The following is a 20125-nucleotide window of genomic DNA, read 5'->3' as shown; positions in this document are numbered from 1 at the left end:
ATTAAATATCCCGATGAAAATCGCTGTCAATTTCAAAAAATGGTTGGATATCTTGGACATATTCCAAGACGCCTTGAAACTCTCCCTGGTCATCACGCACGGCCTTATAGACCACATAGACAAACTTGCCCATGCTCTCGGACTTGAACCACATGGTCACCTGGTCTTTTTGTCCCGTGCGAAGCAGTTCAAAAATCTTCTTGACCTTGTCTAAGATTTTGGGTGGATGGCAGAGCTCCACATGACGTCCTATCTGGCTTGGAGTCCGTTTGAAAATCATGTCTTCAACAGGGTGGCTGTCATTGTAGTATTGGAAAATGTCGTCCTTGTTAACAAAGGTGAGTTCCAACGGTAAATGGTTGAGAATAAGATTGGCCTGCTCGACAGACAAGTAGCCATTGCCAAAGGTCTGCGGACTGGTCCTGTCCTGAACAGATTCTGATTTCTTTTTCGGTGTGAAGGTAATGGTGAACTGGCCTTCTGGCGTATCGATAATCTGCTGGTTTGACCCAGCAGGCTGCGGAGCAAGACTGTCGGCTGCCTGCTCTGCTATTTCTCCAAAAGTCTCCCGATGAGGTACCCACTTGGCTGTTGGCTTGACAATGGCGTAGCCGTAGGCGTCGCTGTCCGCTGCCACTTGGAGCCAGTCGTCCTGGGTGAAAATCTCCAGCAAAATCATGAGGAGAATAGCTTCCTCCTTGAAAATCATCTCCTCGAACTCCTTGGCGAAGCTTTCAAAGTGAGTCCGTGTCGCAGCTAGGTCACCTCCTTCAAGTGCCTTGCGAGCCGTCTTGAAGAGGTCTCGAATCTCGTCGTCCACGCCCCACATGACCTTAGGCGGTGCATCGTGACCGTAGCGTTCCATAATGGGAAAGAAGACCTTTTCCTTACGGGTATAGTGGTTTTCAAACTGACCGAGGAGCCCAAACTGGCGTATCAATCCTTGCTGGAGCTGGTCTTGCAGTTCCGCATCTTCTGTCTGCTCGTATTGGTCTAGAATCCGGCGGATGCGTAAGAGAGCCGCCCGCAGTGCAAGGTTTTCCTGCTTAAAGACATAGACAGGATGACCCTCCTGGTCAATATCCGCCACTTCCACATCTGTAATTGCTCCTTTGAAAAGGTTAGCGTGGATATTGCAAAGGCTCATGACGTCTTCAAAAGTAATGCCTGTGTCGCTGGACATGAGCTCATGCTCCATTAGGGAGATTTCGAGGGCAGAAACTCCCGTGAAATGCTGATTAAACTGGTCCTGAACAGACTCTGGACTAGCACCATTGTGCAAATCGAGTAGAATGTTCTTCAAAATGTCAATCCGTTGATCTGTCATGCTTCTCCTCCTATTACCTCATAGCCGTTGCATTCCAAGACTTGCTGAATACGGTCTAGCGGAATCTTGGTCATCTTGGATCCAGTCTTAAGGCTGGTCACTTTGCCAACCGTGTTCAACATGGCTGGATTGGCCAAGGGCTTGAAACCAAGCTCCACCAGAATCTCCTTGACTTCTGGGTGCTGGTTGATAATCTCTGCAACAGGCAGATTTAGGTCGATGGTGTTCATTTTACCTTCTCCGTTGAAATACTATTAAATTGTTTATTGTATCGTTCTGAAATCACCCTAATCTTCTCTTTCTGAACGTCCTCTAAGTCATTCATGACATCATCAATGTCAACTGAAAGCGGCTGCCTATTTTTAAAATTGATAAAATCTCCATCTTTGAAAGAGCCACCGTTTCTCCAATAGATAGCCTTTGTTTTGTGTGCAAATACTTTTTCGATTTTCTTTCTAACATCTGCATTATCTTCTTGGCAAATTAAAAGAAATACAAAATCATCTTTTGAAAAGCACTGGCTTATCTCAGAATAAAGATACTCTCTAGCAGAAGGATACACCGGATACTCAAACAATTTCTCCTTAAATTGATTAACATAGTTTTTCATGATGGGCTCTGTACAAATTTGTGTTTCAAGTAACTTCTTATCCTTCAGTATCTCAATTTTTATATTCTCAGTGGTGGCAACCTGCAAACAATAATATCGATCATCTATAGATATGGAATCATTTTCTGAAGATGTGAGCTTTCTTTTACCAAACAATGCCCATACTCCAGGAATTGCAAACTTCTCTATATTACTATCTGTAATGAGTTCTAAACCTTCGAACAAATTCATACAAAGTTCCTTTCTATTTGTTGTTGACCTAAACTAGAATAGAGATTCTATTCCTCCCCTTTCAACGCCTCAAACTTGGCTTTCATGGTTGGGTTATTACGGGTTAGTTTTTTGACAGAAACATCTTCCAGCTTGTTATTGGCCAATCTGAGCTGGTTTTCGCTGGTGGTCAGGGCTGCCTTGACAGCTTCCATCCGCTTAATGGCCTTGTCAATTTCATCAATAGCCTTCTGGAAATTGTTGCTAGCTGACTGGTAGTTCTTGGCAAAGGCTGTCTTAAAGGTTGCCAGGTCTTCTTCAAAATGGGTAATGTCGATATGCTGTTCTCTGACCAAGGCTAGCTCCTGCTTGTATTTTAAGCTGTTCAGCGCAGCATTTCGCAAGAGCCCAATCAACTGAATAAAGAACTGGGGACGGACCACGTACATCTTCTCGTACTTGTGGCTGACGTCCACGATGCCCGTATTGTAGTAGTCGTTGTCCGCCTCCAACATGGTCACCAAGACCGCATATTCACAGTCCTTCTCCCGACGGTCCTTGTCCAGCTCCTTGAAAAAGTCCTCGTTCTTGTGCTTCTTGACCGTGTCGTCCGCCTCATTTTTCATTTCAAACATAATGGAAAGGATTTCCACGCCATTCTCGTCCAGCTCCCGATAGATGTAATCACCCTTGGAGCCCCGTGCCGACACCTGATTGTCCTTCTCAAAGTAGGCATTTGGAAAAGCCAGCTGCCGCACCTTGTTGAACTCCGCCTCAGCATACAGCTCCAAACTCTCACCGATTGCCTTGGTGGACTGCTGGGCCTTGAAGTTCTTGTAAAACTCCACCTGCTCATCCGCCGCCTTGAGCCGCACCTCGTACTCCTGACGAGTGGTCGCCAACGCCAACTCCTGCTTCTGCTCCTGCATGGCCAAAGCATTCTGAGCCGCATCCCGCTCCTTCTCTACCTGGGCCACCGCCTGCTGCAACTCCAAGTCCTTAGCCAAGCCGATTTGCCCTAACTGAGCCTTGAGCTCTTGGATTTCTTGGTCTTTTTTGGAAATGGCAGAGTTGATTTCCAGCTCCGTCTGACTAGCCAGCTTATCCAACTTTGCTGTCAGTTCAAGAATTTCTTGGTCCTTTTGGGAAATGGCAGAGCTGATTTCCAGCTCCGTTTGACTAGCCATCTTGTCCAAGCGTGCAGTCAATTCTAGGATTTCCTTGTCCTTATCGCCCAGTTTAGCTTGCAAGTCATTTTCAGCCCTCTGCTGCAATAATTCCCGTTCCCGCTCCAAACGGTCATGGATTTCTTTTTCAAACTCCGCACCACGTACCTGGGCTAATAGCTGACTGTATTCTGTTTCATTAACCGTAAAAACGGTAGAGCAATGGGGACATGTAATTTGTTGCATGGTCATTCCTTTCATTCATCCTTCTTCAATCAAATTTACAAAAGTTGGTGACAGTTCCTACTTCTTCCTGACAATATAGCGAATCAGTTTATAAAAAATATATAAAAAACCTAAAATACATAGAAAATAGAAAAAACGAAAAAAATTTCGTGGTTCAAGCCAAAACAGTCGATACAGAACACAAAAAGTCACGACAAGTATCCACCGCCAACCCCAAGTCATTTTTCTTTTTATGAACCACTCTAGCCAATCCTCGCTTGAATTGAAACGTGTCTCATAATATTCTTCTCGCATTTGAGCCCACCATCTCTTCATTTTGTCCACCTCATTTTCTAAAGCAATAATTCCTTTTCTAAAATAGCAGACCATTTTTCCTGCAATGGTTGACGTGCAGGCAGGTCCTGACCTTCTAAGAGTTTTTTGATGCATTCATTCTGCACCAGCCAACCTGTCATATCTTTTTTAGCATCCGCAAATTCATTGCCAAAATCAACTGGGATTTCTTCCTCAAAGACAATCAGCGTCTCTTGCTCCTGCTGGCTCAAGCTGAAGGAAAGCCTAGCTGTATCCCAGGTGTAAGCAATCTTTTCACCTGGTTGATAGGTCAACAAGTCCATGGTTTCATGGAAGTCTTCCATTTTAAATACCAACTTGTCACCTTCAACCCTCAACTGAGGAAACCAGCGGGCAAATCCACTATCCGTTGCCAACAAATCCCATGCCTCCACCAAACTAACTGGCACGGTATAGCAAATGCTTAACAGGTATTTCTCAACTTCTTTTTTGACAGCAGTCTTCATATGACACTCCTATTCTATCCTTTTATTATACCAAAAAACACCGGTCCATAACCGATGTTCTCTATGTGTTTATAACTTTTTAACCATGACCAAGCAGGGATTCCATTCATCCCAGAGGCTTGGAAATACCTCTAACTTGACAAAACCGCAGGATTTATAAAAAGCAATGGTCTGGTCATATTCCTTATAATGCCCTTCATCCACTGTCTTGACTTGCAAATAGGCATAGTCCTTCCGAGCCTCTTCCTCCAAAGCCTGCATGAGCAAACGACCAATTCCCTGGCGATGATAGGCTTTCTTGATGCCCATACAATGAACATCTCCGCAAGCCTCTGAAGAATTAGTCAGGGTCACAAAACCAACAGCTTCATCAGCAACATAGGCAGCCCACAGTGGCAAGGCAGAGCCGTCTTTGATGTACTCTTTGGTACTCTCAGGTAAGCCAAACCATTCTGGCAAGTCCGCCAGCACTTCTTCGATAATCCTTGCCTTGTCAACAGCAGTCGATACAGTTACAATCTTCATTTCTACTCCTTTTGGGAGATTAGTTTCTGATAACCTCCCCTTGATTTATTTTTTCTACAGCCATTCTATTATTTGATACTTTCATCTTAATCGCCTCCTTTCCTTTTAATTTTATTATATAGGATTGAGCTTAGTATTTCAAGCACTCCTCTCCCATTTTATGCTATACTAGTCTTATGAAAAAAGGAGGTAACTATGATTAAACTAATCGCTCTTGACATGGACGGAACCCTCTTAAACGAGAATAAAGAGTTGATGCAGCCACAAATTGATGCTATTCATCAGGCTGTTGAAGCTGGGGTGACAGTCGTTCTCTGCACAGGACGGCCCTTGGTTGGCGTTAAGCCTTTCGTAGAGCAACTTGGCTTTGACACCGAAGAGGAATATATCATTGTCAATAACGGTTGCTCAACCCATTCCACAAAGGATTGGAGCCTGATTGACTGGGAAGAACTATCTATCTCTGATATTGATTATCTTTCCACTTTTATTGAAAATGATGATGTGCAAATCTCTCTCTTTGACGAGGAAGATTACTTCGTTCTGGCAGAAAAAGCCAATGCACGTGTCAACCTAGATGCTGGTTTGGTAGGAATGATACCCCAGCCCATCGATTTGTCAGAAGCTAGATCTGGCAAACACCGTTTCTTTGAAGCCATGTTCGTCGGTGAAAAAGAGCATATTGATGCCTTTGAAAAGCAACACAATCCTATACTCAGCCAAGGCTATTCCACTGTTCGTTCACAGGACTATCTGTTAGAAATTTTACCAAACGGTGCAAGCAAGGCCACTGGTTTGAAAAAATTGGCAGACCGCCTCGGTATTCTTCCTGAAGAAATCATGGCTATGGGAGATGCCAACAACGACCTGGAAATGATTGCATTTGCTGGACTTGGTATTGCCATGGGCAACGCCAACGAACAAGTCAAAGCTATCGCCCAGGACATCACGGATACCAATGAAAACAACGGCGTTGCCAAGGCCATTGAAAAACATATTTTGAACAAGTAAGGAGATACTATGAAATACCCAACACTCTTAGACCGCTTTTTGGTCTACGTCAAAGAAAACACCCGCTCTGATGAAAACTCTACGACTACTCCATCTACCCAGAACCAAGTTGAGTTCGCACAAAATATCCTTCTTCCTGAAATGAAACGTATCGGCTTGCAGAATGTCCACTACCTGCCAAATGGCTTTGCGGTGGGAACACTACCTGCTAACGACCCAAGTTTGACCCGCAAAATTGGCTTCATCGCCCACATGGATACGGCTGATTTCAACGCAGAAGGTGTCAACCCACAAATCATCGAAAACTACGACGGTAGTCCCATTGCACTGGGAACTTCTGGCTATGAATTGCATCCGAAAGACTTCCCACAACTCGCCAACTACCAGGGGCAAACCCTGATTACCACAGACGGTACGACCTTGCTAGGCTCTGATGATAAGTCAGGAATTGCAGAAATCATGACGGCCATTGAATTCCTAGTCCAAAATCCTGACATCAAGCACTGCGAAATCCGTGTCGGCTTTGGTCCTGATGAAGAAATCGGTGTCGGTGCAGACAAGTTTGATGTGGAAGACTTTGATGTGGACTTTGCCTACACCATGGACGGCGGACCGCTGGGCGAACTCCAATACGAAACCTTCTCAGCAGCTGGTGCCAAGATTGATTTCCTTGGACGCAATGTCCACCCAGGTTCAGCAAAAGACCAGATGATTAATGCCTTCCAGATGGCTATTGATTTTCACAATGCCCTTCCTGAAGCAGACCGTCCTGAAAAAACTGAAGGTTATGAAGGCTTCTTCCACTTGATGAACATGGAAGGCAGTGTCGATACTGCTTCTACCACCTACATCATCCGTGACTTTGAGGAAGAGGATTTCCTTGCTCGCAAACAGCTCATGTTAGACATTGCTGAAAAGATGAATGCCAACTTTGACACCCCTCGCGTCATTGTCAACCTGCATGACCAGTACTACAACATGAAGAAAATCATCGAAAAAGACATGACTCCAATCAACATTGCTAAGGAGGTCATGGAAAATCTAGGCATCAAGCCACTGATTGAACCTGTTCGCGGAGGAACAGACGGCTCTAAGATTTCCTTCATGGGCATCCCAACGCCAAATATCTTCGCAGGTGGTGAAAACATGCACGGCCGCTTCGAGTTCGTCAGCCTCGAAACCATGGAACAAGCTGTTGACGTCATCCTTGGAATTGTCGCGTACAAGTAATCAATTTTTCAGACTTTCTTAAGAAGGTCTGATTTTTTCTGGAAATCTTCCAAAATTTTTGAAAAACACTTGTATCATTGAACTAATACTGTTATAATAGATTCATCAAAAAGAAATGGAGTTTTATTATGACAGAAGAAACATTTGCGCAAGGTATTTTAGTTGGTCTTTGGGGGACCTCTATGATTTTCTCAATGATTTGGTATATCTTAGTTGCTATTTCCAATTATATCCTCTTTAAAAAAGCGGGTTATGCTGGTTGGAAATCCCTCATCCCCTTCTACAACCTCTATGTTCAACAATGCATCACATTTGGGGAGGATAAGGGCTGGTTTATCTTCTTCTTGCTCATTCCACTTGCAGGACCACTCTATGGTATCTATCTAACCTATTGCTACGGTAAAGCATTCGGCTTATCAGATGTTCAAGCCATCTTCTACGTATTGTTTACACCACTGTTCAACCTCTACATCGCTTTCAATGACGGAATCCGTTACCAAGGTCCACAAACTTTCTTTATCGACTAATAAAAAGCACACAACTCAACTTGATAGTAAGAGTTGTGTGCTTTTTATCATGTCATTGATTAATGATAAATATTTTTATAGCTTTCAGCCCTAATTAGTTTACTGAAAAAATCATCTAAGGTTTAACTCAATCAATTTTATCACTTCCACATATTTCGGTATTGATGAACTGAGTTTCAACCAATTCTTTATAGAGTTTATTCCTTGATAGTAATTCTTGGTGAGTACCGAAGTCATGTACTTCGCCTTCTCTTATTAAATAAATTGAATCAGCATTTTGAATAGTAGATAATCTATGAGCAATTATTAAGACAGTCTTCTTGCTAGATAAATCTTTAATTAATTGTTGAATTTTCGACTCGTTTATACTATCTAAATTTGATGTAGTCTCATCCAATAATATTATGTCATTTGGAGAAATTAAGGCCCTAGCTAATGATAGCCTTTGTTTTTCACCACCACTCAAAGTGATTCCAGACTCCCCTATTACTCTATCTAGTATTTCTTCAGTAGGAATATCCTGAAAAAGATTAACCAAATTAAGTGCGTTCAAGCAGTCAAATCTTGAAGCATTTTGATTAGCAATTTGTAGATTCTCTAGTACTGTGCCAGAAAAGATTGAAGCATTTTGTTCCACAAAGGTTATCTTTGAACGAAGAACTTTAATTGGCAAATCATAAATATTATTTCCATACAATTCTATTAACCCATTATCTGAATCATAAAATCTTTCAATAAGTTCAAATATAGTTGTTTTTCCTGAGCCAGACGGTCCAACCAATGCTGTCACTCCCGGACCATTAACTGAAATATCAATCTTGTTTAGAATGTTTTTATCAGAATTGTCGTTATATTTAAAGGTTAAATTTTTAATTTGCAAAGCCTGATTCCCTTTTTTATCAAGAACATCTAAAGAATTTACATCTTCTTCTACCGGAAGTTCCAATGCAAGTTTAATTCTCGAATAAGCTCCCAACCCCTCATTTATTGATGATAATACTCCTCCTAGCATTGCAGCTGGAGTCAGTACTAGCATCACATACATTATAAAGGCGCTTAGATTTCCAATAGATATAATCCCTGTAGCAACTCTAATTGAACCAATTCCAATAATCGTTATAAGCATTATTTGTAGTGCTATATTGGAAAAACCACTTATAATTGATTTAAAAATAGCTACTTTTTTACCAATTTTTGTCGCATTAGTTACAACACAACTCATTCTTTCAATAAAAATATCTTCTGATAAAAATGCTCGAATAGTCCTAATCCCCCGCAAAGTTCGTTCCAACTCAGAGGATAACTCCCCAACTACTTCTTGTAAATCCTTCGCAATCGGTCTAGTTTTTTTCCCAAGCAACAAGCCACACATTAAAAGAGAGAGAACGGCTAACAAAGATACACCAAATAATTGAACATCAAGATAAAACATCATAATTAATGCAAATATCATTGTAAATGTTTGCGATACCAATTCTACTATTCCTTGACTCAAAATCCCCCTTAGCTGGGCTGTATCTGCACTCAAGATTGATGCTAAATCCCCAATCTTTTTAGTATCAAATACCTCAATCTTATATTTTATTGCTCGATTCACAATTTGAATTCGTAAACTACTCACTAAATTTTCACTAATACTCTCCAATATATACTGCTTAATTGAGTTAAGGATTGCAGATAACAATACTATTAGGGAGAAAAATACTACAGTTTGCCCCAAAATATTATCGTTAATATTGTCAATAATTTTTGAAAGAAGTATTGGTTGAAAAATTGATAATGTCGACGAAATAAATGCAATAATCAAAGCAATACTTATAGCTATTTTATACGGTTTTAGTAATGTTAACAATTCCCTGAAAGTGACTTCTGAATGTTTTTGACTATTCATTTTTCAACCTCTTTTTGACTTTCAAATAAATTAATAGGAGTAAAATCAAATTCCACAATAATAGTATGATATGACTAGCAGATATTGCTGATATTTTGAAGCTTTCAGAAATAGTTTCATAATAAATGTATGGTAATGCTCCAGGAAATACACGTTCAATATAGGGGATAACTAATATTGGAAATAGCAACAAAGTAGCTAACGCTGTCATCGAACTCTTAAAAAATAAAGTTAAATAATATGCAATGAAGAAACACAAAACGCTACTAAATAGATAAGAGATAAACTGTATTACGCTAACTTCTTTAATAGTTCCTTTAAATGTGAAGAAACTTACGATAACTAAAAATGATAGAATGGCTTGTAATGCACAGTCTATCAACTCAACAATAATGATTTTTTGTGTACTACTATTTTTGTTTCCAGTTAATAAATAGACTATTTTAGATTCTGGATTCTCGACTTCCATAGAGCCATTTATCAGGCCACCTATCATAAATAAATAAGATGCAATTACCAAAATTTGATTAATTGATAAAACAATATAATTATCATTGATTTCAAATGTTATCAAACTAAGAATACAGGTAAATAGAATAAGCAGTAACTGACTTAAAATTTGTATTTTTACCGCATTCAAACTGTATTTTTTATAAATAAGAGCATATACTGTTTCATCCATATTTCTTGTCCTTCTGATTTTTATACCAAGCTTTAATATACATCAAAATAGTTACTATTGATGCTTGAGATAATAATAATAACAAACCATACATTTCTGAAGGATTGTTATTTTCTACTCTTCCAAATGCAAATGACTTTGCACCTATTAGGGGTAATAAATTTTCAAGTGTCGGAGAAACTACTCTCAATACGCCTGATAAAGTTATAACAAGAAGACTTACAATAACAATAACTGATGGAATAGGCTTTCTTGTTATTTTTACTAAAAACATTGAAAGCAATGTCAATGTTATGGCAAAGATAATGATTCTTAACGTTACTTCTAAAATAAGACTTAGATTGAGATAATCTTGTAATGTTTCATCTAACATCACATAGAGCATCGCACTATTTATTAGAGATAGAACAACCGTCAACGTACTGGCTACAATCATTCCAGAACAAATCTGACCTGTTAAAACCGTCTGCCATTTTGGTGTCAATAATTTAGTTAATGATTCCTGGCCAAATTTGTACTCCGTAGATAGAATCAGTGCAAATAAGATTGGAAAAAATAGAATACTAGATTGATAGGGGGAAGATAATATCGCATCTCTTACTGTTTGAAACTCTGTTAATTGACTGGTTGTATCTTCAAGCATAAGAATCTCTGTATCACCATTCGCTATCGCATTGATTACTTGAATATTTTGAAAGGTAAAGAATACACTGATTCCAATCACAATTGCTACCCCCATCCAAAAGATCGGCAATGATAATATTTTGTATAGTTCACTACGAGTATTTTTCATAAAGCATTACCCCATCTCATTTGTAACAGATTTAAAATAGGCTTCCTCAAAAGAGCCATATTCTTCAAGAACATCTTTGCTACTACCATCAATGACTACCTTACCATTAGATAGTCCTACAATTTTATCAACCGTAAGTTCTAACTCATTCATATAATGGCTTGTGATTAAAACAATTTTATCGTCTCTTACAAATTCTCTTAGAAACTCTCTAACCCATCTAATTCCATCTGGATCGAGTCCATTAATCGGTTCATCCAAAATAAGTATTTTAGGATTCGCTAAAATAGCCGTAGCCAGCCCCAGTCTTTGTTTCATCCCAAGAGAGTAGTCTTTTATCTTTTTATTGCCAACATCCTGAAGGCCAACTATTTTTAAACATTCTAAACATCTCTGCTTATCTATACCACTAGTTAAAGCAATCCACCTCAAGTGACTATAGGCCGTCCTTGTTGGATTGGGTTGAAAACTATCCAAAAAGGATCCAACATATGTAAAGGGAGTGTCACTCAATTCTTCATATACTTTCCCATCAAAAGTCGCTCTACCTTCATCTGGAGAAATTAAACCAAGCAGAATTTTTATTAAGGTTGATTTACCAGATCCATTTGGACCAATAAGTGCTGTCACTTCTCCTTCTTTAGCTGTAAACGAAACTTCTGAAAGAACTGTTTTCCCACCAAAACCTTTGCTAATTTTTTCAATTTGTATCATTTATCTTTTCCACCTTTTACAATTATAATTTTTTGAAATTTAGATAAATCCATCTCTTCACCAATTGGTACCCCATCAATTTCTACCCATGCATGAGCTATAAATGGTGATATCTGAAATCCCGAAATCCAATCCGGAGTTCGCCTAGCTATTATTCCCCATAGCATAACTGCAACGGATCTTTGTAGACAACCATTCCCTGCACATCTGACATTAATTGAATTTATAGATGTACGCCATTTTTCTACTTCTGCTGGAGTAGCATTTTGAGTGTTTTCACTTAATTTCTCAATAATTTTAGATAGTTTCTTAGGAGGTAATTTAATTAAAAAAAATGATACATTAGCACAAAAAAATGCTGTAATTTTGTTTTTAACTGATAATTTCGTTCTCTTCTCCATTCTAACTGGCGAGCTCATTTATCCACCTCCAAAATTTGTAATTTCTGAAGTTTCTCTAATATCTCTTTATAATCTGCCATAACCTGCGATAATTTAACGGAATAACTGATAGAAATATTTTTACAAAATTCTTCAAATGAAACACCTTCAATTAACAGATCTAAAAAATTCGTAGTTAATTGATCAAGATGGTAATACTGTCCATCATTAGAATTTAAAACTATGCTACCACCATCATCTGTCTTACTAATATTAAGATTTGACGATAACTTATATTTCATATGTACCTCCACTTTCACAATAACCTCTCAGCCAGTATTCAATGATTTGAATCCTCATGATGTTTTCTAACTGTTCTCCATCAGCACTAAATTTATTTAGTGATTCTAATAACTTACCCTTGTCTACCAACCCTAACTTATAAATCAAACATTCTTCAGAAAAGATTTTTTGCAACATATTCTTACGATTATTGTATTCAGTAAAGGTTGATTTGGTGTATTCCCCTTTATCTCTTCGCTTAAAATATTCAATCGACATAGATTCTGAACGTATCTCAGCTAACATAGGTTTAATTACTTTTGCATTAAATCTTTCGTCAATATTATATTGTAATGCTGATTCCACGATATCATAAGCTGTATACAGGCTAAGAAATCTAAATGACTTATCATTCGGCACCATTGCATTTAAATCTCTTTGTAAAAGACTATGAGCTTCAACTTCTTCAAGAATTTTATGAATAGATTTATCATCCGAATATGGTTCAATATTTTGTTCAGCATATGAATTCGCGCAACTGGTAATTAACTCTCTTGCTGTTTGGGTTACAAAATTTGCAACTGATGGTTTTGGAACCCATTGAGAACTATACTTTATATCAAAATCAACCTGTTCGATTTCTCTACATTCTAAACATCTCAAATTGTCAGATAAACTCTCATTATCAACTAGTGACTTAAAGAATTTAAAAAGATTGAATTTATTTAATCTTGCAAATCCATATAAATTTTTTAGGCGATTCGGGTAATTAGAATGATACAAAGACCAAGCCATAGTAGATAGGGGACCAAATAGCTCATCACCACCATGACCATTTATATGCATACTAATATTGTTTTTTAGTCCAATTTCTATAATTTTCCTAGCTAAATTTATATAGCGAAACGATTCTGACGGACCAAATGGGAGTGCTTTATATATATCTAACGGATTTAAAGAGTTTAAAGTGACTGTGCTACCATACGGTAAAACCGTATGCTCTGCCGAAACTTCCTTACTTGCTCGTTCTGACCATATAGCATCACTATCAGCACCATCCTCTGGAGATAGAAAAATTGTATTCAACTCTATTCCTAAATCCTTACAAAAATAACAAAGAGAAGTTGAATCTAAACCACCTGATAAATCTGCACTTATTTTGGTTTGATTTCCCAAATTTTTCTGTAATACATCCTTTACATTTTGACGTAATTCAACTGCTACTTCAGATATCCTTTTATTACCACCGTTACTTCTACAAGGAAATATCTGACTAATCTGACCTTCTAAGCTTACAAGCATTTTTCGACTATTTATAAGCTTTAGATTCTCCCAGGGAGTTAACTCACTAAATGGATATATAGTCTCAAAGTTTACGATACGTAAGGCAAAATAAGTTTTATTTAATTTTTGCTTTGTAAGATTAGAAATTAATTCAGGATGAAATGAAACAAATAATTCTTCATTTCTTTCTAGATAATATATTGGATTACAGTTATTAAAGTCACCACTGGCTATAAGGTGATTCTCTTTTGTAACTGCTATAAAAGATGTATGTTTTTTTAATTTACTGAGATTATCCTCAAGCATTTCAAAGTTCAAATCTTCTCTCGCTAAAAAATTACTAATTTCTTCAGAATCACTTTGATGTTTCACTACCATTAATAAATTATCAGCAGTATAGACATTAACTTTATCTAAATTAATCAGTTCGTCTAGCAACATATCAGCTGTAATAACTTGATTTTTGGCTACAATAATATTAACTTTCATAACGATTTATGTTTTATGCTTTATACCAATGATATAAACAATAAGCGGAGTTGCTCACTCTCCGCTCATTATCTATATTTTTATATTACAACCATGGCCAGTGAATAACAATCAACGCACGGAAGCCAAGTAAATCACGTTCACGTGCACCACCTGCACCATTTGTCAAATTTCGATAGCTACCGATTTTTGTAATAGTTGGTTTTTGGTACATAACATTCTCCTTCCTATTATTCATACTACCCTATAGCAATTTCAATCTAGTAACAACTATGTTTACCTGCTAAATCCTGAGCAAATTGATTTAACTTACTATATATATTGATTTGGAGTTTTGGACTACTCTCAGAAAACATGCTATAGAATAATTCCTAATCCCTAATGGTAACTATTAGGGTAGATGACAACTCGTCATCTACATTTCATATTCTACAAAACAACTATCAGAAAAATATCAGAATTTCTGATTTCTATGTAATTTTTTTGATTCTAGATTATCGCATTGTAATATAATAGCGGTATACGTAACAGACTATATACTAATTTTCATAAGAAGTCTGTATTATTTAGATTATTATCACCCCTATATCATTACCGGGGTAAATATGGTACAATATGATTAGAATATATTTTCAAAGGAGAGGCAATCATGAAATATAAAGTCCTAGTCATAGATGATGATACCGCTATTCTAAGACTCATTCAAAATGTTCTAGAGAATAAAAACTTTGTCGTCGATACGCGAACTGCTATTCCAGAAATTGATATATGTCATTTTATCGGCTATGATTTAATTATTTTAGACATCATGATGCCCCACAGTGGAATTGAAATCTGTAAGTATATCCGAGAATTTATCCCTGTTCCAATCATATTTCTAACAGCTAAAAATTTAGAAGAGGATATTGTATATGGCATACAGTCCGGTGCAGATGACTATATCACAAAGCCATTCAGCATACCTGAACTAGTAGCAAGAGTACAGATGCATATCCGTAGAGAAGTACGCAATAACAATTCTAGTGATATTCTACAGTTTGGACCTCTCGCAATTGATAAAATTAAAGAAGAACTTAGAATTGCGGATATACATATTCCCACTACAAAAAGAGAGTTTCAATTAATTTTGTTACTCTCCAGCAATCCAAATAAAATATTTTCAAATAACGAACTCTTTGATTATCTTTACCCTCATGATTCTGAAACTCAGGGGCGATCAATTACAGAGTATGTATACCAAATCAGGCAAAAATTAAAACCTTATGAAATTAATCCAATTAAAACGATCTGGGGAGGTGGTTATCAGTGGATAACGCTCTGACTTTTAACCAACTGATTAAACAGACATATTTTAAGATATTAAAGCAATTCCTTATTAGTCTTTTTCTATTTTACTTGCTACCAATGTTGTTTACTGCATTTACTAATATTACTGAAAAAAATGCAGGTGCGTTTACTATCTATTTCAGTACGATTTCTTGGATTTATATTAGTCTAATTTTGTTTTCTATTATTGCTAAAAATATGAGTAATCTTTTAGAAAAGATAAGGCAAGAGACAAACATTGTTTATAATCAAAGTCTACTGGTTGATACAAATGAACATGACCTAGCTAAGTTAACCTTAATTGAACTGATTGAAACAAGACAAAAAATTCAGGAAATGCAGTCAACGATAAAAAAAATGATTCAATCTGAAAAACAGCAAAAAAAGGAGCTGATGTTTCAAGTCTCAGCTGCAGCGCATGATCTGAAAACACCTTTAACAGTTATTCAAGGAAATGCTCAATTTTTACAGTCTATGGATATTACTGGAAATATTGGGCAATGTTTAGGAGATATCGAACTTGCCAGCCAACAACTTAATAGATACTTTAACCAGCTCATCAATTACTCTAAAACATTCTATAATGATACTTCCAATTGGGAGAGTTTGTCTTCGGATTACTTACTTGAATTATTTGAACAAGAAATTAGGCTAATTACTGACAAAAAAGCTAATATTCAATTTTCAAACAACCTACCAATCCCTATCTATTTAACGCTTAATCTAAACCTATTCCTACGAGCTATCCTAAATATTATCAATAATGCGATTGACCATTCCAAAAGTAATTATCCAGTAATAAGAGTAGACTACAAGTTAATAGATAATAAATTTTATATTTCCATATGGAATAGCGATTCTTCATTCTCGGAGAATTTACTAGAGAAATATGGGTTACTATTCTATCAAGACAAACAGGCAACAAATTCAGAGCAAGGAAGTCATTTCGGAATTGGATTAGCATTTGTTAAGCGGGTAGCAAAAATTCATGGAGGACAAGTAAATTTGAGTAATTCCGAGAATGGTGCTCTTGTCACTATTTACATTCCAGTCTAGATATCTGTAAGACTTATGGTTGATGAATCATTGATTTCCCTGTTAACCTTCTAACAGGGATTCCCGCTCTCAATTGGATATGTTTAATTTTCGGTTAATTTTCAATAATTTTATCGAAAAGGATGTTCACAAAGATAGTTTTTTTATGCTATTATGATGGCTTACTAATCAATTCAAATCAGGCAACTCCTCTGCTCACAGAAGGGGTGTTTTTTACTTGTTTTAAAAATATATAAAAATTTTATATAATTACTTGATTTTAGCAAATAATAGGTATATAATTTATATATAAATAATTTACATAAAGATAAAGAGGTGAGTTTATGTACTACCCCGTATCCTCTATCTTGATAGAATTTCTAGTCTTAGCCATTGTGGAAAAACAGGATTCCTATGGCTACGAAATCAGTCAGACCATCAAGATAGTTGCTGACATAAAGGAGTCCACGCTCTACCCTATCTTGAAAAAACTGGAAAAGGCTGGCTACGTTACCACCTATACCCAAGAATTTCAAGGGAGAAAGCGGAAATACTATACCATCACACCTGCTGGACGTGAACACATCCCCTTCCTGCAGGCTGAATGGAATACCTACAAAGACCATATTGACGGAATTATAGAAGGGAGCCTACGAAAATGACACGCGCAGATTATCTGAACCAACTAGAACAAGCACTATCTCAACTCCATCCAAGTGCCAGACAGGAAGCTCTGGACTACTTCAATGAATATTTCGATGAAAAAGCGGATGACCTGGCAGCTATTAGCGAACTCGGAACAGCTGAAGAAGCTGCAAAGGAAATCATAGCCAACCTGCCCGAAGATGCCCTCATCACCGAGAAAGACCAAGGCACTTCACAATCAACTAAAGCATTTGATTTCGATTTTGACTTCGACTTTCAATTTGACTGGGATGGTTTTTTCAACAATTTCAAACATTCAGCCTTTCAAGCTAGGGAAAGGATTGAATTGACGGCGAAGATTGAAGAATTACCTGATTTTGCAAGTTTACAGATTATTCTCGAAGACCAAGCTCTTAGTGTGCAAAGCTATGAGGGTGACAAGGTAGTATTGCATAATCCATTTTCTGAAGAGAGGTCCTATCAGGCTTTTGACTATCAACTAGTCCAAGATAGTTTGTACCTATCTAGCAAGCCACTCCCAGACCACCTCTACTTTTCCAACCAGCAAACCAGCTCTGCTATTCTCAAAATCCCTGAAAAACTCCTGCCCCTTACCAATCTCAATCTGAAAACGACAGATAGTAGTCTGACGATGGCGGCTGTGCAGGCGAGCGAACAGATCGTCATCAATGCAGAAGATAGCAGCATCAGCATGACGAAAGTGAGCTGTCCAAGCTCTGCCCTAAGGTTAGAGGACGCTACACTAACTATCTCCGATGGACGAATGGACGAGTTGACATTGGAAGCCAGTGATGCTGTTATCACTCTCTCAAGCATGAGCCTTTCAGATGCAAGGATAAGATTAGAAGATTGTGTCTGGAAGTTAAAGGATTTTGTCCTTGAAAAGAGCCTAAACTGTCAGGCTGAAGATTCTGTTCTAACCTTTAAACCAAATACAGACATCAGTTTGGACATCTGGGAGGAAGATTCTAGCCTTAAACTTCCAAAGGATAAGGCGTTTACAATGATGAAAGAGGGTGATATCACTCATCTCAGCTACAAGCAAGAAAATAGCCCTGCTCAGTTGACCATCCATTGTCAAGACTGCCAACTTACTGTAGGATAAAGGAGGTTCCTATGAATCGCAAGGAATATTTGCAGAAACTTGAAAAACATCTCAAACATTTGCCAAAAGAAGATTTTCAAGATACCGTGGACTATTTTAATGAATTTTTCGATGAGAAAGAAAACGACGAAGAAGCTATTCAAGAATTGGGCAGTCCTAAAGAAGCCGCAAGTGAAATTCTAGCGACCCTCTACGAAAAAGAGCGGACGGAAGATAAGCCAAATACCCGTAATATGGTCTGGTTGACCATCCTCGCCATCCTTGCCGCACCAATAGGCATTCCCCTAGCAATCACCCTAGTTGCCCTCTTCATTACCCTACTCCTGTTCATCCTCAGTGCCTTTCTACTCCTAATATCACTTTGGATTGTCCTCCTCAGTCTAGCAATCGCCCAACTTCTCCTCGCCTTCGACCTCTTCACGCTCTCGTGGTCCTCCTCCCTCCTCTTCACAGGGCTAGCCCTCATCTGTTTGGCACTCACCCTCTTGGGTAGTAAATTCACTCTAGACCTTGGAAGCAAAACCTTCTTGTTTGTTTTACACTGGATACAAAGAACCATTCGCAAAGGAGATTATCATGAAAGAGCTTAAACCATTTACGAAAATCATTCTGAACCTGCTCAGTCTTGGAGCCATTCTCAGCCTCATCGGTTTCCTAGCTGGCGGATGGACAAATATGAGAACTGTCTCAGAAAACTACTTCCAGCCACAAACAGCCAGTTTTAGTGACATTAGGGAAATAGAAGTTAATGAACGACTGTCCATCATGCCTTCGCCTGACAACCAATTCCACCTCCACTACTATCGAAATCAGCATAAAGACATCGACCTCCTCAGCCACCAAGTTCAAGATGGAAAGTTAACCATTTCTAGTGCATTTCAAGGTATCGTTTCTTATGATGGTTTACTCGAACCAATCTTAAATCTTGTCAATGACCAAAATGTCGCCTACCACCAACCTGTCTTAGAAGTCCCAAAAAATAGCACAATCGAATCACTCGCAGGTAGCCTTCAGGGAGATTTGTATCTGGATAAAGTGACCATTCAAAATCTGGAACTCACAGTAGAAGATGGTGACATGTTGATTGAAAACAGTCACATCAGCTATACTCATTTATCACACCTAAATGGAGATGTAACAATCAATCATTCCACATTAACAAGTCCGAAAGACATTTTCAATACTGTTGGCAGTAGCCTAACGATTGAGGATGGGGATTTTAAAGCAGAAAATCTAAAACTAGAAGGAAGACATGACATCAGCAATTACAATGGCTCAATCGACATCTCTCTTCATTCACAAACAAAAATGGACCTCTACATAGATGCCAGTCAAAATAATAACAGAATAGAACTGCCAGCATATTCCAATACCCAAGCCAATAATTACCTCTTCATCTCTACACTGGATGGAGAATTGACTATTCGGTAATTGCAAAAAGCCCTCCTCACGGAAGGCTTTTTAACTTATTTAAACAACAAAATAGAAATCAGGGCCAAGATGGCTGGTCCACCTTGTTTTAATAGGATTTTAGGATTGGAAGATATTGCCCCGTACACAGCTGCAGCAATAACAAACAAGACAAAAATAGTCGTAATCTCAAGGTTGCCTGTGAAAATTCCGTAAAAAAGAAATATTGCTACTAGACCATTATAGACACCCTGATTTTTAAACAAAGCCGAAACAGATTGACGTGATAATTCTTCTTGATCCATACCAAATGTCTGGCTTGTCTTTTCAGACTGGGTTGCAAAGGTTTCAAGATACATGATGTAAAGATGCTCAAGAGCTACGATACTTGCTAAAATAGTTGTAAAAATGGACAT

24 protein-coding genes are annotated in these 20125 nt (G+C 37.9%); 9 read left to right on the top strand and 15 right to left on the bottom strand.

Annotated features, from left to right (window positions below; genetic code table 11):
* Position 1: 1 nt before the first annotated feature.
* The 6 genes from C1E58_RS11140 to C1E58_RS11110 form a co-directional block, all read right to left on the bottom strand.
* A complete protein-coding gene (locus C1E58_RS11140) occupies positions 2 to 1327 on the bottom strand; it encodes a DUF438 domain-containing protein (RefSeq protein ID WP_105210373.1) in 1326 nt (441 codons plus the stop codon).
* Positions 1324 to 1557 carry a DUF1858 domain-containing protein gene (locus C1E58_RS11135; protein ID WP_029172144.1) on the bottom strand — a complete coding sequence of 78 codons (234 nt, stop codon included), beginning with the start codon at positions 1555 to 1557 and terminating at the stop codon, positions 1324 to 1326. Before C1E58_RS11135 ends, C1E58_RS11140 begins: the two co-directional genes overlap by 4 nt.
* Positions 1554 to 2168 (bottom strand): hypothetical protein, encoded by a 615-nt coding sequence (locus C1E58_RS11130; protein WP_105210372.1) that lies wholly within the window; start codon positions 2166 to 2168, stop codon positions 1554 to 1556. Before C1E58_RS11130 ends, C1E58_RS11135 begins: the two co-directional genes overlap by 4 nt.
* 47 nt (positions 2169 to 2215) lie before the next feature.
* Positions 2216 to 3559 carry a DUF2130 domain-containing protein gene (locus tag C1E58_RS11125; protein WP_105210472.1) on the bottom strand — a complete coding sequence of 448 codons (1344 nt, stop codon included), beginning with the start codon at positions 3557 to 3559 and terminating at the stop codon, positions 2216 to 2218.
* Positions 3560 to 3891: 332 nt separating this feature from the next.
* Positions 3892 to 4359: an ATPase gene (locus C1E58_RS11115; protein ID WP_105210371.1), complete on the bottom strand. Its 468-nt coding sequence runs from the start codon at positions 4357 to 4359 to the stop codon at positions 3892 to 3894.
* Between the two features lie 69 nt (positions 4360 to 4428).
* On the bottom strand, positions 4429 to 4884 hold the full coding sequence (locus C1E58_RS11110; RefSeq protein ID WP_105210370.1) for a GNAT family N-acetyltransferase: 456 nt from the start codon (positions 4882 to 4884) through the stop codon (positions 4429 to 4431).
* Between the two features lie 195 nt (positions 4885 to 5079).
* Between C1E58_RS11110 and C1E58_RS11105 the strand changes: the two genes are divergently transcribed.
* From C1E58_RS11105 to C1E58_RS11095, 3 genes are all read left to right on the top strand, one after another.
* Positions 5080 to 5895, top strand: a complete 816-nt coding sequence (locus tag C1E58_RS11105) for a Cof-type HAD-IIB family hydrolase (protein WP_105114839.1) — start codon at positions 5080 to 5082, stop codon at positions 5893 to 5895.
* 9 nt (positions 5896 to 5904) lie between these two features.
* Positions 5905 to 7125, top strand: coding sequence for a peptidase T (pepT, locus tag C1E58_RS11100; protein WP_105210369.1), 1221 nt, complete (start codon positions 5905 to 5907; stop codon positions 7123 to 7125).
* A 128-nt stretch (positions 7126 to 7253) separates the two neighbouring features.
* Positions 7254 to 7652 carry a DUF5684 domain-containing protein gene (locus C1E58_RS11095; protein ID WP_105210368.1) on the top strand — a complete coding sequence of 133 codons (399 nt, stop codon included), beginning with the start codon at positions 7254 to 7256 and terminating at the stop codon, positions 7650 to 7652.
* 127 nt (positions 7653 to 7779) lie between these two features.
* Here C1E58_RS11095 and C1E58_RS11090 read toward each other — a convergent pair whose 3' ends face one another.
* The 8 genes from C1E58_RS11090 to C1E58_RS11055 all read right to left on the bottom strand — a co-directional run bounded on the left by C1E58_RS11090 (position 7780) and on the right by C1E58_RS11055 (position 14381).
* On the bottom strand, positions 7780 to 9543 hold the full coding sequence (locus tag C1E58_RS11090) for an ABC transporter ATP-binding protein (protein WP_105114842.1): 1764 nt from the start codon (positions 9541 to 9543) through the stop codon (positions 7780 to 7782).
* A complete protein-coding gene (locus tag C1E58_RS11085) occupies positions 9536 to 10225 on the bottom strand; it encodes a hypothetical protein (RefSeq protein ID WP_044981420.1) in 690 nt (229 codons plus the stop codon). Before C1E58_RS11085 ends, C1E58_RS11090 begins: the two co-directional genes overlap by 8 nt.
* Positions 10218 to 11018: a hypothetical protein gene (locus C1E58_RS11080; protein WP_105210367.1), complete on the bottom strand. Its 801-nt coding sequence runs from the start codon at positions 11016 to 11018 to the stop codon at positions 10218 to 10220. The genes C1E58_RS11085 and C1E58_RS11080 overlap by 8 nt, the downstream gene beginning before the upstream one ends.
* 6 nt (positions 11019 to 11024) lie before the next feature.
* Positions 11025 to 11732, bottom strand: a complete 708-nt coding sequence (locus C1E58_RS11075) for an ABC transporter ATP-binding protein (RefSeq protein WP_024380656.1) — start codon at positions 11730 to 11732, stop codon at positions 11025 to 11027.
* Positions 11729 to 12151, bottom strand: a complete 423-nt coding sequence (locus C1E58_RS11070) for a lasso peptide biosynthesis B2 protein (protein WP_105210366.1) — start codon at positions 12149 to 12151, stop codon at positions 11729 to 11731. The genes C1E58_RS11075 and C1E58_RS11070 overlap by 4 nt, the downstream gene beginning before the upstream one ends.
* On the bottom strand, positions 12148 to 12414 hold the full coding sequence (locus C1E58_RS11065; protein ID WP_044981414.1) for a PqqD family peptide modification chaperone: 267 nt from the start codon (positions 12412 to 12414) through the stop codon (positions 12148 to 12150). The genes C1E58_RS11070 and C1E58_RS11065 overlap by 4 nt, the downstream gene beginning before the upstream one ends.
* On the bottom strand, positions 12404 to 14167 hold the full coding sequence (locus C1E58_RS11060) for an asparagine synthase-related protein (protein WP_105210365.1): 1764 nt from the start codon (positions 14165 to 14167) through the stop codon (positions 12404 to 12406). The genes C1E58_RS11065 and C1E58_RS11060 overlap by 11 nt, the downstream gene beginning before the upstream one ends.
* Positions 14168 to 14252: 85 nt before the next feature.
* Entirely contained in the window at positions 14253 to 14381 is a 129-nt protein-coding gene (locus tag C1E58_RS11055) for a lasso RiPP family leader peptide-containing protein (RefSeq protein ID WP_161951317.1), read from the bottom strand.
* 435 nt (positions 14382 to 14816) lie between these two features.
* Between C1E58_RS11055 and C1E58_RS11050 the strand changes: the two genes are divergently transcribed.
* The 6 genes from C1E58_RS11050 to C1E58_RS11025 all read left to right on the top strand — a co-directional run bounded on the left by C1E58_RS11050 (position 14817) and on the right by C1E58_RS11025 (position 19730).
* The gene (locus C1E58_RS11050; RefSeq protein ID WP_105210363.1) at positions 14817 to 15488 is read left to right on the top strand and encodes a response regulator transcription factor; all 672 of its coding nucleotides are present in this window, start codon (positions 14817 to 14819) and stop codon (positions 15486 to 15488) included.
* On the top strand, positions 15473 to 16549 hold the full coding sequence (locus tag C1E58_RS11045; protein WP_105114846.1) for a sensor histidine kinase: 1077 nt from the start codon (positions 15473 to 15475) through the stop codon (positions 16547 to 16549). The genes C1E58_RS11050 and C1E58_RS11045 overlap by 16 nt, the downstream gene beginning before the upstream one ends.
* A gap of 323 nt (positions 16550 to 16872) precedes the next feature.
* Positions 16873 to 17190, top strand: coding sequence for a PadR family transcriptional regulator (locus tag C1E58_RS11040; protein WP_105114847.1), 318 nt, complete (start codon positions 16873 to 16875; stop codon positions 17188 to 17190).
* Entirely contained in the window at positions 17187 to 18299 is a 1113-nt protein-coding gene (locus tag C1E58_RS11035; RefSeq protein ID WP_105210362.1) for a DUF1700 domain-containing protein, read from the top strand. Before C1E58_RS11040 ends, C1E58_RS11035 begins: the two co-directional genes overlap by 4 nt.
* 11 nt (positions 18300 to 18310) lie before the next feature.
* Positions 18311 to 18889, top strand: a complete 579-nt coding sequence (locus C1E58_RS11030; RefSeq protein WP_105210361.1) for a DUF1700 domain-containing protein — start codon at positions 18311 to 18313, stop codon at positions 18887 to 18889.
* Complete coding sequence (locus C1E58_RS11025) at positions 18876 to 19730, top strand: DUF4097 family beta strand repeat-containing protein (RefSeq protein ID WP_105114850.1); 855 nt, start codon at positions 18876 to 18878, stop codon at positions 19728 to 19730. Before C1E58_RS11030 ends, C1E58_RS11025 begins: the two co-directional genes overlap by 14 nt.
* Before the next feature lie 35 nt (positions 19731 to 19765).
* On the opposite strand, the gene C1E58_RS11020 is transcribed toward C1E58_RS11025, so the two are convergent.
* Positions 19766 to 20125 (bottom strand): DUF1304 domain-containing protein, encoded by a 360-nt coding sequence (locus tag C1E58_RS11020; protein WP_105114851.1) that lies wholly within the window; start codon positions 20123 to 20125, stop codon positions 19766 to 19768.

The sequence above is a fragment of the Streptococcus suis genome (genome assembly GCF_002964575.1).
Taxonomy (GTDB): Bacteria; Bacillota; Bacilli; order Lactobacillales; family Streptococcaceae; genus Streptococcus; species Streptococcus suis_R.
This window is presented reverse-complemented; position numbering and strand designations above follow the sequence as displayed.

Coding starts and splice junctions, on each gene's coding strand:
- C1E58_RS11140 (WP_105210373.1), bottom strand. CDS start 1,327: ATGACAGATCAACGGATTGACATTTTGAAGAACATTCTACTCGATTTG.
- C1E58_RS11135 (WP_029172144.1), bottom strand. CDS start 1,557: ATGAACACCATCGACCTAAATCTGCCTGTTGCAGAGATTATCAACCAG.
- C1E58_RS11130 (WP_105210372.1), bottom strand. CDS start 2,168: ATGAATTTGTTCGAAGGTTTAGAACTCATTACAGATAGTAATATAGAG.
- C1E58_RS11125 (WP_105210472.1), bottom strand. CDS start 3,559: ATGCAACAAATTACATGTCCCCATTGCTCTACCGTTTTTACGGTTAAT.
- C1E58_RS11115 (WP_105210371.1), bottom strand. CDS start 4,359: ATGAAGACTGCTGTCAAAAAAGAAGTTGAGAAATACCTGTTAAGCATT.
- C1E58_RS11110 (WP_105210370.1), bottom strand. CDS start 4,884: ATGAAGATTGTAACTGTATCGACTGCTGTTGACAAGGCAAGGATTATC.
- C1E58_RS11105 (WP_105114839.1), top strand. CDS start 5,080: ATGATTAAACTAATCGCTCTTGACATGGACGGAACCCTCTTAAACGAG.
- pepT (WP_105210369.1), top strand. CDS start 5,905: ATGAAATACCCAACACTCTTAGACCGCTTTTTGGTCTACGTCAAAGAA.
- C1E58_RS11095 (WP_105210368.1), top strand. CDS start 7,254: ATGACAGAAGAAACATTTGCGCAAGGTATTTTAGTTGGTCTTTGGGGG.
- C1E58_RS11090 (WP_105114842.1), bottom strand. CDS start 9,543: ATGAATAGTCAAAAACATTCAGAAGTCACTTTCAGGGAATTGTTAACA.
- C1E58_RS11085 (WP_044981420.1), bottom strand. CDS start 10,225: ATGGATGAAACAGTATATGCTCTTATTTATAAAAAATACAGTTTGAAT.
- C1E58_RS11080 (WP_105210367.1), bottom strand. CDS start 11,018: ATGAAAAATACTCGTAGTGAACTATACAAAATATTATCATTGCCGATC.
- C1E58_RS11075 (WP_024380656.1), bottom strand. CDS start 11,732: ATGATACAAATTGAAAAAATTAGCAAAGGTTTTGGTGGGAAAACAGTT.
- C1E58_RS11070 (WP_105210366.1), bottom strand. CDS start 12,151: ATGAGCTCGCCAGTTAGAATGGAGAAGAGAACGAAATTATCAGTTAAA.
- C1E58_RS11065 (WP_044981414.1), bottom strand. CDS start 12,414: ATGAAATATAAGTTATCGTCAAATCTTAATATTAGTAAGACAGATGAT.
- C1E58_RS11060 (WP_105210365.1), bottom strand. CDS start 14,167: ATGAAAGTTAATATTATTGTAGCCAAAAATCAAGTTATTACAGCTGAT.
- C1E58_RS11055 (WP_161951317.1), bottom strand. CDS start 14,381: ATGTACCAAAAACCAACTATTACAAAAATCGGTAGCTATCGAAATTTG.
- C1E58_RS11050 (WP_105210363.1), top strand. CDS start 14,817: ATGAAATATAAAGTCCTAGTCATAGATGATGATACCGCTATTCTAAGA.
- C1E58_RS11040 (WP_105114847.1), top strand. CDS start 16,873: ATGTACTACCCCGTATCCTCTATCTTGATAGAATTTCTAGTCTTAGCC.
- C1E58_RS11035 (WP_105210362.1), top strand. CDS start 17,187: ATGACACGCGCAGATTATCTGAACCAACTAGAACAAGCACTATCTCAA.
- C1E58_RS11030 (WP_105210361.1), top strand. CDS start 18,311: ATGAATCGCAAGGAATATTTGCAGAAACTTGAAAAACATCTCAAACAT.
- C1E58_RS11025 (WP_105114850.1), top strand. CDS start 18,876: ATGAAAGAGCTTAAACCATTTACGAAAATCATTCTGAACCTGCTCAGT.
- C1E58_RS11020 (WP_105114851.1), bottom strand. CDS start 20,125: ATGTCCATTTTTACAACTATTTTAGCAAGTATCGTAGCTCTTGAGCAT.